The organism is Brachybacterium sp. GPGPB12 (assembly GCF_038396325.1).
Taxonomy (GTDB): Bacteria; Actinomycetota; Actinomycetes; order Actinomycetales; family Dermabacteraceae; genus Brachybacterium; species Brachybacterium conglomeratum.
On sequence record NZ_CP149573.1, the window covers coordinates 2616120 to 2629962 of the forward strand.

General features: G+C 73.1%; 13 protein-coding genes and 1 pseudogene. 5 read left to right on the forward strand and 9 right to left on the reverse strand.

Annotated features, from left to right (window positions below; all coding sequences use genetic code 11):
- Positions 1-557 precede the first annotated feature (557 nt).
- Positions 558-1313 (reverse strand): pyroglutamyl-peptidase I, encoded by a 756-nt coding sequence (locus WKH84_RS15185; RefSeq protein WP_341854247.1) that lies wholly within the window; start codon positions 1311-1313, stop codon positions 558-560.
- Positions 1314-1342: 29 nt separating this feature from the next.
- On the opposite strand from WKH84_RS15185, the gene WKH84_RS15190 reads away from it, so the two are divergent.
- Complete coding sequence (locus WKH84_RS15190) at positions 1343-2212, forward strand: GNAT family protein (RefSeq protein WP_341854248.1); 870 nt, start codon at positions 1343-1345, stop codon at positions 2210-2212.
- On the opposite strand, the gene WKH84_RS15195 is transcribed toward WKH84_RS15190, so the two are convergent.
- The 8 genes and pseudogenes from WKH84_RS15195 to WKH84_RS15230 all read right to left on the reverse strand — a co-directional run bounded on the left by WKH84_RS15195 (position 2203) and on the right by WKH84_RS15230 (position 11054).
- The gene (locus WKH84_RS15195; RefSeq protein WP_341854249.1) at positions 2203-2712 is read right to left on the reverse strand and encodes a lamin tail domain-containing protein; all 510 of its coding nucleotides are present in this window, start codon (positions 2710-2712) and stop codon (positions 2203-2205) included. The two genes, WKH84_RS15190 and WKH84_RS15195, sit on opposite strands and share 10 nt — an antisense overlap.
- A 214-nt stretch (positions 2713-2926) precedes the next feature.
- Positions 2927-4744: pseudogene (locus tag WKH84_RS15200) on the reverse strand (ABC transporter ATP-binding protein).
- On the reverse strand, positions 4741-4986 hold the full coding sequence (locus WKH84_RS15205) for a hypothetical protein (RefSeq protein WP_341854250.1): 246 nt from the start codon (positions 4984-4986) through the stop codon (positions 4741-4743). The pseudogene WKH84_RS15200 and the gene WKH84_RS15205 overlap by 4 nt, the downstream one beginning before the upstream one ends.
- Complete coding sequence (locus WKH84_RS15210) at positions 4962-5684, reverse strand: ABC transporter ATP-binding protein (RefSeq protein ID WP_341854251.1); 723 nt, start codon at positions 5682-5684, stop codon at positions 4962-4964. Before WKH84_RS15210 ends, WKH84_RS15205 begins: the two co-directional genes overlap by 25 nt.
- Positions 5630-6214: an ABC transporter transmembrane domain-containing protein gene (locus WKH84_RS15215; RefSeq protein ID WP_341854252.1), complete on the reverse strand. Its 585-nt coding sequence runs from the start codon at positions 6212-6214 to the stop codon at positions 5630-5632. Before WKH84_RS15215 ends, WKH84_RS15210 begins: the two co-directional genes overlap by 55 nt.
- Complete coding sequence (locus tag WKH84_RS15220; RefSeq protein ID WP_341854253.1) at positions 6211-6570, reverse strand: ABC transporter transmembrane domain-containing protein; 360 nt, start codon at positions 6568-6570, stop codon at positions 6211-6213. The genes WKH84_RS15215 and WKH84_RS15220 overlap by 4 nt, the downstream gene beginning before the upstream one ends.
- A 318-nt stretch (positions 6571-6888) precedes the next feature.
- Positions 6889-7242 carry a hypothetical protein gene (locus tag WKH84_RS15225; protein WP_341854254.1) on the reverse strand — a complete coding sequence of 118 codons (354 nt, stop codon included), beginning with the start codon at positions 7240-7242 and terminating at the stop codon, positions 6889-6891.
- On the reverse strand, positions 7239-11054 hold the full coding sequence (locus WKH84_RS15230) for an alpha-amylase family glycosyl hydrolase (RefSeq protein ID WP_341854255.1): 3816 nt from the start codon (positions 11052-11054) through the stop codon (positions 7239-7241). Before WKH84_RS15230 ends, WKH84_RS15225 begins: the two co-directional genes overlap by 4 nt.
- Before the next feature lie 253 nt (positions 11055-11307).
- Here WKH84_RS15230 and WKH84_RS15235 point away from each other — a divergent pair, with 253 nt between their 5' ends.
- From WKH84_RS15235 to WKH84_RS15250, 4 genes are all read left to right on the forward strand, one after another.
- Complete coding sequence (locus WKH84_RS15235) at positions 11308-11697, forward strand: hypothetical protein (RefSeq protein WP_341854256.1); 390 nt, start codon at positions 11308-11310, stop codon at positions 11695-11697.
- Positions 11694-12353: a response regulator transcription factor gene (locus WKH84_RS15240; RefSeq protein ID WP_341854257.1), complete on the forward strand. Its 660-nt coding sequence runs from the start codon at positions 11694-11696 to the stop codon at positions 12351-12353. Before WKH84_RS15235 ends, WKH84_RS15240 begins: the two co-directional genes overlap by 4 nt.
- The gene (locus WKH84_RS15245; RefSeq protein WP_341854258.1) at positions 12350-13012 is read left to right on the forward strand and encodes a hypothetical protein; all 663 of its coding nucleotides are present in this window, start codon (positions 12350-12352) and stop codon (positions 13010-13012) included. Before WKH84_RS15240 ends, WKH84_RS15245 begins: the two co-directional genes overlap by 4 nt.
- A 133-nt stretch (positions 13013-13145) precedes the next feature.
- Positions 13146-13637, forward strand: coding sequence for a HAMP domain-containing sensor histidine kinase (locus WKH84_RS15250; protein ID WP_341854259.1), 492 nt, complete (start codon positions 13146-13148; stop codon positions 13635-13637).
- Positions 13638-13843: the final 206 nt, after the last annotated feature.

The window sequence follows — 13843 nt, forward strand, 5'->3', positions numbered from 1 at the left end:
CCCGCACGGCGGGGCGGTCCCTCGGGGCCGCCCCGTTCTGCGTCCCCGGGCCGTGCGCGAGAGCCCTGTCACGACACGGACGGAACTACACCGGTGTGGTTTTCCCCAGCTGTGGATCGCGGTGTGGATAACCCGCTGCTGCATTGGGGATGACGCGTTCTGGCTGTGGACAACTTCCGATGTGCTGTGGACGGACAGTGGGGACAGCGCAGCTCCATACACCGTGGATGCGGAGCACGCAGACGTTCCCGACCACTGCACGGAGCCGGTCCAGCGCCGAGGTATGCACGTGATGTCCGATTCGAAGGCCTCTCGGAAGTTCTGTGACCTGCAGTGATGCAAGGGCGGCGGGGGTCGGCGGCGAGTCGCGGCGGGGGAGCCGCACAGATCGGTCATCGCGCCGGCGCGATGCCGCGACACGCCCGGGACAACGCTCGTACGTGCGGAACTACAAGGATGTCATTCCTCCAGCGCTGTGGAGAACGTTGTGGATAACTGCCTGTGGAGGGTGGACAGCGAAGATGTGCACACCCGTGAGGACCCTCGTTTCCACCGAGTCACCGCCCTCGTCGGTGGACCGCCGCGGCGCTGTGCTCCTCGGCTGTGGCCTCGGGGTGCGGCGGTGCCCTGAGGGCAGGGACCGTGGCGGACGGCAGGAGCCTCCCGCCCACCGCCCGCCGCTCAGTGCTCGGCGCCGCCGGCGAGGCGCACGTCGGCCTCCGTGGAGAGCGCCACCTCGACCATCCGCACCAGCGCCCGCGCGGCGGCGGGGGAGTCGACGACGTCGGCCGAGGGGACGTGGACGAACCCGCCCCGGATCCCCTCGAGCGCCGGGTCGGTCGCCAGCAGGTGCTGCGCAGCGCGTAGAACACGTCATTGCACACATAGGTCCCGGCGGTCTGCGACACCGCCGCAGGCACTCCGTCGGCCGCGAGCGAGGCGACCATCGCCTTGACCGGCAGGGTCGAGAAGCGGCCGACGGGCGCGCCCGGCACCACCGGCTCGTCCACCGGGCTCGCGCCCGCGTTGTCGGGGATCCGGGCGTCGCGGATGTTGATCGCGACCCGCTCCGGGGTGATCGCGGTGCGTCCGGCGGCGAGGCCGACGGCGACCACGAGCCGCGGACGCAGTCCCCGCACCGCCTCCTCCAGACGCTCCGAGGCGGTGCCGAACTCGACCGGCGGCTCGACCGCCTCCGCGTCCACGCCGCGCGCGACGAGAGCCGGGACCGCCTCCCGGACGGCCTCCCAGGACTCGTTCGTCGCCGCCCCGTCGAAGGGCGCGAAACCGGAGAGCAGAACGTCGATGGTCATCGGGACAGGGTACGGCCGACCGCCCGCCGATGGCCGCGCGCCACGACGGTGCTCTCGCCGGCGTCGACCAGCGCTGCGTCCGTCGCGACATCGCCCCCGTCGCCCGCGACTACTCTGGGGCGATGTCCGAGCAGACCCGTGCTGAGCCGTTCCCCGCGCTGTCCGCGCTCTACCCCTCCCTCGGGCTCGTCGTCCGCGCCGGGGATCTGACCCTGCGGCCGCTGGCCGATGAGGACCTGCCCGAGTATGCCGCGCTGATCCGTCGGCCGATCTTCGAGGACCCGGCCTCCCCGCAGGTGTTCCCCTGGTACCGCGCCGCGCCGGAGACGCGCGTGCGCGAGGCGCCGCTGCGCTTCCAGTGGACGCCGCGCGGCGGGATCTCACCCGAGCGCTGGACCCTCGCCTTCGGCGTGTGGGCGGGAGGCCGGCTGATCGGCGCGCAGGACGTCTCCGCCGAGCGCTTCGGCGAGCGGCGCACCGTCACCTCCGGCTCCTGGCTGACCCTCGACGCCCACGGGAACGGGTACGGCAGGCTCATGCGCCAGGCGATGCTCGTGCTCGCCTTCGACCACCTCGGTGCGCGCGGGCCGAGTCCGCCGCCGTGGTCGGCAACGCCCCTCCTACGGCGTCTCCCGCGCCTGCGGCTACATCGACAACGGCACCGAGATCTCCACGATCCCTGGCTCGCACGCGGAGCAGCAGCGCTTCCTCGTCACGCCCGAGAGCGCTGCGTCGGCCCGACGTGCCGGTGGAGGTCGAAGGGCTCACGCCCGCGCCGCGGGAGATGCTCGGCGCCTGATCAGGCGGCGGGATCTGCCAGATCGGGTGCGGGTGACGTTCCCGCGGGAACGGCGCGGGGCCGACGGGAAGCCGTCGGCCCCGCGCCGGCTCAGCAGTAGGCGGTCGTCTTGTCGCTGCGGACGTACGTCGACGAGCCCTTGTACGCGCCGCCCTTGTACCGGCAGGACTCGAGCAGGGTGCCCTTGGAGCTGTACAGGCGCGCGGTGTCGCCGGTGTTGTTCCAGATGTAGCTCGCCTTGCCCCAGTACAGGGTGGTGGAGGTGTTCTTCCCGGTGCCCGAGCGGATCGTGACGGTCTTGCCGGGGGCGATCTTGAAGCCCTTGGGGAAGGTGTACTTCTGGGGGCCGTTGTCGCGGATCACGAAGCCGGTGAGGGTCAGCGTGGTCTTCCCGGTGTTCTTGACCTGGATGTACTCCTTCACGTACTCGGAGTTCCTCGAGTAGTCCCGGCCGGGCGGGTCGTAGTACACCTTCACGATGTCCAGCGGCTTCTTCACCGCGGCATCGGCGGGCGGGGCGGCCGCGAGCGGCACCGCGACCACGAGCGCGGCGAGCAGCAGCGCCAGGAATCGGGCGCGCGAGAGCAGGGGCAGGTGCATGGGATGACCTCTGAGGAGCAGGGGATCCGCGGGTGACGGCCGACTCTCGTCGGCTCTCCTCAGGATCGGAACCGGTGTGACAGCAGGAAGATAACCGGCGCCGACCTCCTGCGCCAGCGCTTCCGCACACCTGTCGTGGGAACTGGGCCACATCAGGTGCCGGGCGCGGGGCCCGTGCCGCGCTCTCCCGGTGCCAGGGGACGACCCCGGCGCGCTACATCGACTCCTGCCACGCCTGGTACAGCGCCGCGAAGCGGCCGCCGGCGGCGACGAGCTCGGCGGGAGAGCCGTCCTCGACGACCTGCCCGTCGTGCACCACCAGCACCCGGTCCGCGATCATCACGGTGGTCAGGCGGTGGGCGATGATCAGCGAGGTGCGCCTGCCGAGCGGCTTCGTCAGCCCCTCCTGCACCATCCGCTCCGAGGGGATGTCCAGCGAGCTGGTCGCCTCGTCGAGGATCAGCACCCGCGGGTCGGCGAGGAAGGCGCGGGCGAAGGAGATCAGCTGTCGCTGACCGGCCGAGACGCGGCCGCCGCGCTTGTTCACGTCGGTGTCGTAGCCGTAGGGGAGCTTCTCGATGAACTCGTCGGCCCCGATCGCGCGGGCCGCCGCCTCGATCTCCTCGCGGGGCGCGCCGGGCCGGCCCAGCGCGATGTTGTCCGCGACGGTGCCGGAGAACAGGTACGCCTCCTGCGTGACCATCACGATGTTGCGGGTGAGGTCCTCCATGGACACCTCCCGCAGGTCCACGCCGTCCAGCCTCACGGCGCCCTCGGTCGCGTCGTAGAAGCGGGCGATGAGCTTCGCGACCGTGGACTTCCCGGCGCCGGTCTGGCCCACCAGCGCCACCGTCTGCCCGGCGGGGATGTGCAGGTCCATCGGCTTCAGCACGAGCGGCCCGTCGTCCGAGTAGCGGAAGGAGACGCCCTCGAAGTCGATCTGCCCGTCCGAGCTGGGCAGCGGCGTAGGCGATTGCGGCTCCTTCACGTGGGGCCGCACGGCCAGCAGGTTCGCGATCTTCTCGAGCGCTGCGACGGCGGACTGGAAGGCGTTGTAGAAGTTCGCGATCTCGTCGATCGGCTGGAAGAAGCGGCGCGAGTAGAGCACGAGCGCGACCAGCACACCGACCTGCAGGTCGCCGCTGAGCACCCGGAACCCGCCGACGACCAGCACCGCGGCGATGGTGACGTTCGCGAGCACGCGGCGCCGGCTGGTAGATGCCGAACACGTTGATCGAGCGCAGCGACGCATCGCGGTAGTCCTGGGCGAGGCGGTCGAACTCGGCCTGGTTGCGGTCCTCCTTGCGGAACGCCTTCACGGCGCGGATCCCGGCCATCGCCTCGACGAAGTGGACGATCAGCCGTGCCGAGTGGGTGCGGATCGCGCGGTACTCGACGCTCGAGCGCTTCTGGAACCACACCGTCAGCGCCACGCAGGGGATCAGCATCAGCAAGCATGACCAGGCCCGTGACTGGATCCATGGTCACGATCAGCACGATCGTGAACACCATCGACAGCGACGCGCCGACCATGACGTTCACGCCCGAGTCCAGCGGCTCCCGCGGCGCCTCCATGTCGGAGGTCTGCCGCGAGACGATCCGGCCGGAGGTGTAGGACTCGTGGAACTCGAGGTCCTGCTTCTGGGTGAAGCGGAAGACCTTCCGCCGCAGGGAGAGCAACATCCGCTGGCCGACGACCACGGACTGGCGCACGTACCCGAAGGTCAGCACGCCCCCGACGATCGCCGCGGCGACGGCGAGGGCCGCCGCCTGGGTCGCGGGCCACGGATCGCCGTCCAGCAGCGGCGCGGGCAGGCCGTGGTCGATGCCCCGGGCGATGATCGCGGGGCCTGCGACGACGGCGAGAGCGCGCGACGACGACCATCACGCCCATCACCACGAACTGGCCCTTGACCGGGGAGATCAGCTCGCCGAGCAGGGAGAGGGAGCGCTTGCGGGAGGCCTTGGCCTCCTCGGGGGTGAGGGCGCCGCCGTCGGCGCCGTCCTGGTCGAGCGGTGCGGTGGTGGTCATCGTCCTTCCTCCTGGATGGCGCGGAGCTCGAGCTCGCCGGTGAGGGTCTCGATGTCCTGGTCGCGGCGTCGCTCCTCCTCCTGGTTCGCGATCACCCAGCGGTAGCGGGCCGAGCTCGCCATCAGCTCGGTGTGGGTGCCGACGGCGACCACTCGCCCGTCGTCCAGCGGCGCGACACGGTCGGCGAGCGCCACGGTCGAGGTGCGGTGGGCGACGATCAGGGTGGTGGTCCCGGCGAGCACCTCCCGCAGGCGCGCGGTGACGGTCTCCTCGGTCTTGGTGTCCAGCGCCGAGAGCGGGTCGTCGAGCAGCACAGCACGGCGGGCTTCGCCGCGATCGCGCGGGCCAGGGCCAGGCGCTGGCGCTGGCCGCCCGACAGGCTCATGCCCTCCTCGCCGATGCGGGTGTCGACCCCGTCGGGCGGCTCGTAGGCATAGGTCGCATCCGCCGTGCGCGGCGCGAGGTGCGACAGATCCTCCGCGTCCCGCTCGGACAGGGCCGGGTCCGCGCCGAGCAGCGACGTTGTCCCGCACCGAGTCGGAGAACAGGGTCGCGTCCTCGAAGGCGACGGCGGTGAGGGTGCGCGCGTGGTGAGGTCCATGTCGCGGATGTCGACGTCGTCGATCGTGATCGCGCCGGCGGTCGTGTCGTACAGCCGCGGCACCAGCCGCAGCGGCGTCGACTTGCCGCCGCCGGTGACGCCGACCAGCGCCATCGTCTCGCCGGGGCGGATGTCGAGGTCCACCCCGTCCAGCACGTCGCCGACGTGCTCGGGCGCGTCGGCGTAGCGGAAGTGCACGCCGTCCAGGCGCACCGCCCCGATCGCCGCGGCCGGGTTCACCGGTGCCGGGCGCTCGGGCGAGACGATCGTGTTCTCGGTGTCCATCACCTCGTAGTGGCGGTCCAGCGCAGTGCTCGCGTTGACGGCCTGGCCCAGCAAAGCATGCCGAGCATCCGCACCGGGCCGACCACCAGCGTGGCGGTCGCGAAGTAGGAGGCGAGCTGGCCGGTGGTGATGGACCCGTCGGCGGTCAGGTGCAGTCCCACCAGCAGTGCGACGCCGAGCGCGAGCTCGGGGAGCATGAACATGAACATGTCGAAGCGGGCGATGGCGGTCGCCTTCTTCACCTCGGTGCGGCGCGGCTCCTCGGCCTGCTCGGTGAAGCCCGCGAGCGCCGTCGGCCCCCGACCGAAGGCCTTCAGCACGCGGATGCCCTGCACCGACTGCTCGATGGTGGTGGCGAGGTCGCCGTTCTGGTCCTGCGAGCGGCGGGAGAGGACCGAGAAGGTGCGGTTGAAGCGGTAGGCGATGATCGATACGGGCACCGCGGCGATGAAGAAGATCAGCGCCAGCGCCGCGCTGGAGCGGATCAGCGGCACCATGCCCACCGCGATCGTCACCGCGTTGGTGACGGCCATGATCATGCCGAACGCGATCCAGCGGCGGATCTGGTTGATGTCGCTCATCATGCGCGAGAGCAGCGCCCCGAGCCCCAGCCGTCGTGGAAGGTGACGGGCAGGTGCTGGACCTTCTGGTAGAAGCCCACGCGGATCTGCTTCTCGACGGTGGTCGAGGGGGCGACGGCGAAGGTGCGGCGCGACCAGATCAGTGTGGCCTCGACGATGCCGAGGCCCAGCACGATCGCGCCGCCGGTCCAGATGGTGATGGCGGTGGCGTCGCTGCCGAGCCGGTTGACGATGACCTCGAGGACCTGCGGGATCATCAGCGCCACGAGCGAGGCCGTCATGGCGCTGAGCAGGCCGAGGAAGAGGCGGATTCTGATGGGACGGACCGTCTGCCAGAGGCGGCGCATGGTGCCGAGCATGGGGGAGAGATTTCCTCAGAGGGGAGTGCGCCCCGGCGGTCGGGGACGAGGACTTAGCCTAGTCAACTATCCCGACAGGTGGCGGCGCATTCCGGGACCGTCCGCTCCGGCGCGTCGCTCGTCTCGCCTCCTCTGCACGGGTCCATCCCCTCTGAGGTGTCGTGATGGGGCCGGATGCCGACAGCTCGGACGGGATGGGCTCAGGGTGCGCGGGTGGCGGCGCGGGGTGGCGGACTGCTCCCTGCGGTGTCGCCGATGGGCGCGTGGTGACGCGATGTGGCGATATCGCCACGACGTGCCGTGGAGCGCCCGCCCGGGTCAGGCGTCGGCGTCGGCGGGCGACCACTCGCCGTAGGCGGCGTCGGACAGCATCGCCGAGGCGGTCGCGGAGGCGGCGGTGACCGTGAGGACCGCGGGCCAGGCGCCGATCCTCTTCGCCAGCGGGTGGGAGAGGCCGAAGCCGAGCACGTAGGTCGCGCCGAGCACGGCGGTGGTCGCGGGGCCGCGGCGCGCCAGCCAGGTGCGGCCCGCGTAGAGCCCGGCCGCGGCGAGGACCACGCCGCCGAGGGGGCGGATCCCCGTCTCCCGCGCGGTGAGCCAGCCGCCGATCAGCCCGGCGGCGACGACGGGGGCGGTCTTCACGGACTCGGCGGGCTTGATCGCGGTGCTCATGGGGGCGAGCCTACGACGTGCGGCTCGGCGGCGGCTGGGACGATCTCGCCGACCCTCAGCGCACCACCGCGAGGCCGTGCGCGGGCACCGTCCCCTCGGCGGCAGGGCCGACGGCGTCGAGCATGTCCGCGCCGCTGACCGCCTCGAGGACCTCGCCCGGGGCCGGGGCGTCCTCGTCGCCGAGGTTCAGGACGAGGGTGAGCGGGGCGGGGCGCTCGCCGGCGGCGCCGTCGGCCGCTGGATCGGTCCCGCCGTCGGCCCCGTCCTCGAGCCCGTCGGCCGACGGGGTCAGCACGATCTGCGCCCAGGTGTTCGACAGCGTCGCCTCGTCCACGGCGACCGACGCGGTCGCCAGCCACCGTTCGCGCCGCCGCAGCGAGAGCGACCGGCGGTGCACCTCGAGGATCCGCCCGGCCGCCTCGGGGGCGAGCGGCTGCAGGGAGCGGGGTGCCTCGCCGCCCGCGTCGGCGGCCTCGTGCGCGGCGAGGATCTCCTCGGGCGAGGACGGGAACCAGGGGCGGATCGCGTCGTCCCCGCCCGCACGCTCCTCCTTCACGCCCGCCGCCCCGAACTCGTCCCCGGCGTAGATCGCGGGGATGCCGGGCAGCGAGCGCGAGCGGCGCGGTCGCGACGGCGAGGTCCCGCCCGTCCTCCAGCTGGGAGGCGATGCGGGTGGTGTCGTGGTTGCCCACGAAGGTCAGCGGCAGGCCGCCGGACCCCGCCGCCCGGAACCGCGCGAGGAAGTCCTCGTGACGGCCCAGCGCATGCGCGAGCTCGAAGAGGTTCCGCTCGCGCAGCGAGGACCAGATCGCCTTCCACAGCTCGTACTGGGTGATCGAGTCCGCGCCGGAGGCGGCGGCGACGGCCGGGTAGTCGCCGTGGATCACCTCGCCGAGGATCCACGCCTCGGGATGCGCGGCCCGGACCCGCTCCAGGATCGGCGCCCACGCCTCGGCGCCCGCGGCGTACATCGCGTCCAGCCGCCACCCGTCGGCCCCGCGCTCGAGCCAGCGCCCCATGATCTCCACGACCCGGTCCTGGATGACGGGATCGGAGAGGTCCACCTCGATCAGGTCGTCATTGCCCTCGAAGCCGTAGGGGCTCGTGCCCGACCAGCGGATCCGGCCGCCCTCCTCGGTGCCGGGCCCGGCGGCGATCGCGCGACGCGCGGTGGGGTGGAGATGGGAGACGTGGTTGAAGACCCCGTCGAGGACCACCCGGAGCCCGCGCTCGCGGCACGCGGCGACGAGCGCGTCGAAGTCCTCGTCGTCGCCGAGCCGCGGGTCGAGCCGGCGGTGATCGAGGGTGTCGTAGCCGTGGGAGACCGAGTCGAAGATCGGGTTCAGCAGCGGCACGTTCGCGCCGAGGGAGACGAGGTGGTCGAGCCACCCGGTCAGCCGGCGCAGGCGGTGGACGACGTTCTCCCCGTCGGCCCCGCCGTAGCCCTCGCCGGTGAGGTCCTCGCGGTGGCGCGGCGCGCCGCAGAAGCCCAGCGGGTACACCTGCCAGCAGATCGCGTCGCGGACCCAGGCAGGGGCATGGTGAGCGGGTGCGGACGGCTCGGTATGGGTCATGGCGCCATCGTAGGCGGGAGGTCGCGCGCCATCGCGCCGCGGCGAGGGCCGCGCCGTGCTCCGACCGCGGCACCTGCCGAGGTCGCCGCTCCCGCCGCCGACCGGCCGCCGCGCCGTCCGCGCGGTCAGCGAGCCTCGCCACTCCCGCGCTCGGCGGCCTCGGCGATCGAGCGCCCGTAGAGCTCGCCCCCGGTGCGATCGGGGTGGATCCGATCGGGGCCGAGCCCCTCGCGGGCGTCGCCGATCGCTCGGTGCCAGTCGGCGACCACGGTGCGGGGGTCCTGCCGCGCGAAGTCGGCGATCTCGGCGTTGACCGCGGGCTCCCACGACCTGTCGGCGTAGGCGTTGACCAGGATCAGCGTCCGGTCGGGCCCGATCGCGTCGCGGATCTCCCGGAGCGTGCCGGGGCCGTACTCGCCGTTGGTGCCCATCCCCACCACCACGACGGGGCGCGACCGGCCCTGCTCGGCGAGCCGCCGCAGGATGACCGGGCCCTGCTGGGGCATCCGCGAGACCTCGGCGTCGATGGTGATGCCGGGGAACTCGTCCATCAGTGCGGGCGCCGAGGCCAGCATGACCGAGTCGCCGACGGCGAGCATGTCCTCCCCGTGCGGCGTCCGGCCGTCCGCGGCGGCGGCCGGGGCGTCGGTCGCGGCGTCGCTCGAGCCCTCGGTCGACCCGGCGGCCGATCCGTCGGCCGCGGGGTCGTCGGGGGCATCGCCCTCGGAGGTCGACGGCTCGCCCTGCGCGTCGGCCCGGTCCGCGGGCGCGTCGGCCTGCGGATCCGCGGGAGCCGCCTCCGCACCGGCCTGTCCCGCCGACCCGTCCCGCAGGGCGGCGGAACCGGCCGCGATCTCTTGCTGGGCAGCTGTCTCCTGCGGGGAGACGATCGCCGCGCCGACGGTCGCCAGCACCAGGGGCGGCCGCGACGACCACGACCCCCAGCCGGCGAGGACGGGGACCGAGGGACTGCGCCTCCGCCCACCATCCGCGGAACCCGAGGCGCAGGATCGGCGCCTCCACGTGCGTCCACGAGAAGCATGCGGCGAGCAGGGACAGGCAGATCGCGAGCACCGGCGCGCACCAGGCGGGCCAGCTCCCGGGCGCGGACTCGCGCAGGATCACCAGCGGCGGCCAGTGCCACAGGTACAGGGCGTAGGAGCGTGCGCCGACGGCGACCATCGGCCGCGTCGAGAGCAGCGAGGCGACGGGGCTCCGCCCGCGGGCGAGGAGGATGGCGAGCATCGACAGCGCGACCGCGAGCGGGGAGGCCACCGTGAACGCGGAGACCTCCGGCACCTGCAGGGCGATCACCAGGATGCCCGTGATCCCCACGGCCGACGCGGCGGTGACGAGGACGGCCCGCGGCGGCGCCGGCGCCGCCCCGAGGGCCCCGGGCACGCCGTGATGGTGCCCTGCCCGCAAGTGTCTCGCCGTCGCTGCCCGGCCTCGCCCGGTCCGGTCGCGGCCCGCTGCGTCGTCGGAACGCGCGAACAGCCACAGGGCGAGCGCGGCGCCCGCGAGCAGGCCGAATCCGTGGGTGTCGGTGCCCATGTAGGCGCGGGAGTTGCCCTGGGTGATCGCGGCGATCTCGCCCCACAGCAGCGAGACGAACGCGAGCACCGCCGTCACGGTGCCCGCGCGCCGGGCGGCACGGACCTGCAGGGACCCGGCGTGCGGCGCGACCGCCCACAGGATCACCAGAACCGCCACAGGCCATACGAGATAGAACTGCTCCTCGACGGCCAGCGACCAGAGGTTCTGCAGGACCGGCGGCGAGGACCCCAGGAAGTAGTCCTCGCCACCGGAGATCTGGGACCAGTTGCTCACGAAGAGCAGACCGGCGAGGAGTCGCTGAGAGAAGCGCACGGCGGCATCGCCCCCGACGACCAGCGACGTCGTGCCCACCACGAGAAGCATCGTCACGAGCGCCGGCAGGATCCGCCGTGCCCTCCGCCTCCAGAAGGCGCCCAGGTGCACGCGGCCGCGTTCGCGCTCGCGCAGCGTCCCGCGGGTGATCAGATAGCCGCTGAGCACGAAGAACACGTCCACGCCGATGAGCCCCGAAGGCACGGCACCGGGGGCCGCGTGATAGGCGACCACGAGACCGACGGCGATCGCGCGCAGACCGTCCAGGGCTGGCATGCGGGCGCCCGGACGCCGCTCTGCGGGCGTGGGACGCCGCACCGTCGACGGAGGCGCGGAGCGGGTGGCGTCGGGCGCGTGGGCGGAGATCACGCCCTGGACGCTAGGATCCACGGGTCACGGTTCCCTCACAGCACGGGCGGCTCACGAGCGGGTCCGGCCCTCAGACGGCGGAGGCGCACGGGATCCGTTGAGAGAAATTTGTGAGGGCGCTCGGGAAGGCTCCTGGACATGGATTCCACGCGCCGCGCCGCCCCGTCGGCCCCGACCCGGCCGCGTCCTGGCCCTCGTCGGCGCCCCGGCCCTCATCCTCCTGGTCTCGCTGAGCCTCCTGGTCCCGTGGCCGATGCTGGGCTCGGGCTTCGCGCTCGCCGAGACGACCGACAGCGAGGGGACGTTCCTGCTGGACTGCGACGCCACGGCATCCCGTGAGCCCGTGAGCGTCGTGCTCACCTGCGCCGACGCGGGTGCGGGACTGGACGCGCTGCGCTGGACCTCCTGGGGCGAGGCGGAGGCCGAGGCGCAGGGCATCCTGCGCACGACGGTCTGCGAGCCCTCGTGCGCGGAGGGGTCCGTGGAGGAGCACCGGGTGCGCGTGGTCGCCTCGGACCGCCGGGCCTCGGGCACCGTCAGCACGTACCGATCGCTCACGGTGACCTATCTCGATGAGGCACCGCCCTGGGCGCCCTCCGGCACCGAGCACTACGACGTCACGCGCACCGGAGGTCCCATATGAGCATCACCGTTCTCGTGGTCGAGGATGACGAGGACGTCCGCGAGACCACGAGGCTCGTCCTCGAGCGCCAGGGATTCACCGTCCGCACCGCGGCCGACGGCGCCGAGGGCTACGAGCTCGCCCTCGAGCTGCAGCCGGACGTGGCCGTGGTCGACATCGGCATGCCGCGCGTGGACGGTCTCACCCTTACCCGCATGCTGGCCGGGTCGGGCACCTGCCCGGTGCCGCTGCTGACCGCGCGCGACCTGCCGGAGGACCAGGTGATCGGATTCGAGGCCGGGGCGTTCGACTTCGTGACCAAGCCCTTCGACTCGCGGGTGCTCGCCGCCCGACTGCGCTCCCTGGTCAGGCGCACCGCCCCGCCCGCCGGCCCGGAGAGCCTCGGGCCGCTGGAGATCGATCGCGCGGCCCGTCGGGTGACGCGGCAGGGGGAGGCCCTGACCCTGTCCCCGACGGAATACGACCTGCTGATGCTGTTCCTGGAGAACCGGGGGATCGTGCTCAGCCGGGCGACGATCCTGCGCGAGGTGTGGGGCGACTCGTCCTGGTCCGACGAGCACATCGTGGACGTGAACATCCAGCGCCTGCGCCGCCGGGTGGGGCCGGGCGTGATCACGACGGTGCGCGGCGCCGGCTACCGGGCGGACGCCGCATGAAGGGAATCCCCTGGTACGCGTCGCTGAGGTTCCGCTTCGCGGCGGTGCTGGCGGTCACCTCGTTCTCGATCGCGGCGCCGCTGGGGGCCTGGATCGCCCATGTCGCGCTCGGCGACGCTCGCGAGCAGATGCGGGAGCAGGCGGCGGCGACGCTCCGCGCGGGCACCGCCACCTACGAGACCACCCGGACCGTTGCCCCGACGGTGCAGTTCGGCGACGAGGGCCTGCCCGCCGGCCTCGCGCGCCGCGCCCACGAGCACGACGACGTCGTCACCTTCGCCGATGACAGTGCGACCTGGGCGGCCGTGGAGGCGCAGGACGGTTTCACCCTCTCGGTGCGCCTGCCGAACGCGCCCGTGGTGGACCGGTGGGAGGAGCTCGCGCGGACCATCCTGCTGCTCTCCCTCGCGGTGGCCGCCGCGGCGAGCGCCATCGGCTGGTTCGTCTCCGGCGGCCTGACCCGCAGGCGCGTCGCGCCGCGGAGATCACCCTCGAACGCGGCGACGTGCAGGGCCGCGACGCCGCGCTCGCCCGGCTCCGCGCCGAGACCGGTGGCGGACCGCCGCAAGTCGATCCCGGCCCCGCGCCGTCGGGCGAGCGGGACGAGGTCGCCGTGCTCACCGGGGTCATCGAGGAGACTACGCACCAGCTACTGCTGAAGATCCAGCAGGAGCGCGCCCTGACGGCGGACGCCGCCCACGAGCGCGCACCCCGCTGACCGCGCTGACCAGCGCCGCGGAGCTCCTCGACCACGGGGCCGAGGCCGAGCGGGTGCGGACCTTGTTGGTTCGCATGCGCCGCCTCGTCGACGACATGCTGTCCCTGGCCCGGGAGGACTCGGCCGCACAGGCCGAGCGCGCCGAGGTAAGCACCGAGGACCTCGCCCGGGAGGCCTCGGGCTCCGGACCCTGGGAGGTCGAGGTGCAGGTGGATAACCCGGGGCGCGTGCGCTGCGACGAGCGGCTGGTCGTCTCGGTGCTCGAGTCGCTGGTGCTGAACGCGGTCCGGCACGGCGCCGAGCCCGTCACGATCGAGGTCGACGGGTCCGAAATCCGGGTGTGCGATCGCGGTCCCGGGTCGCCGGAGGAGATCCTCGCCGACGGTCCCCGACGGTTCCGCTCCATCGGGCCGACCGGCGGCTCCGGCCTGGGCCTGGTGATCGCCCAGCGCCGCCTCGAGAGGACGGGCGGGACGCTCGGTTTCGGCGACAGGGGCGAGGGCCGAGGAGGCGAGGGCGAGCCGCAGGGGGCCGTGGTCTCGGTGCGTCTCGACCCCGCGGGCTGAGGTCCACGGCGCGCGAGCAAGGCGCCTACGCCCTCCTGGGCTCCTGGGCAACTGGGCTCCGGTCCCCTGCGCCCCTCCGCCGCTGCGCCGCTGGAGGACCGGGGAAGTGCGGCGCCACGACTCATGGATGAGCCGGGATGAGTCGTGACGTCGCAGAAGTCGGACCGGCGGTTCCCGGCGCGGCCCGGCGAGGTGCGATGCTGGGG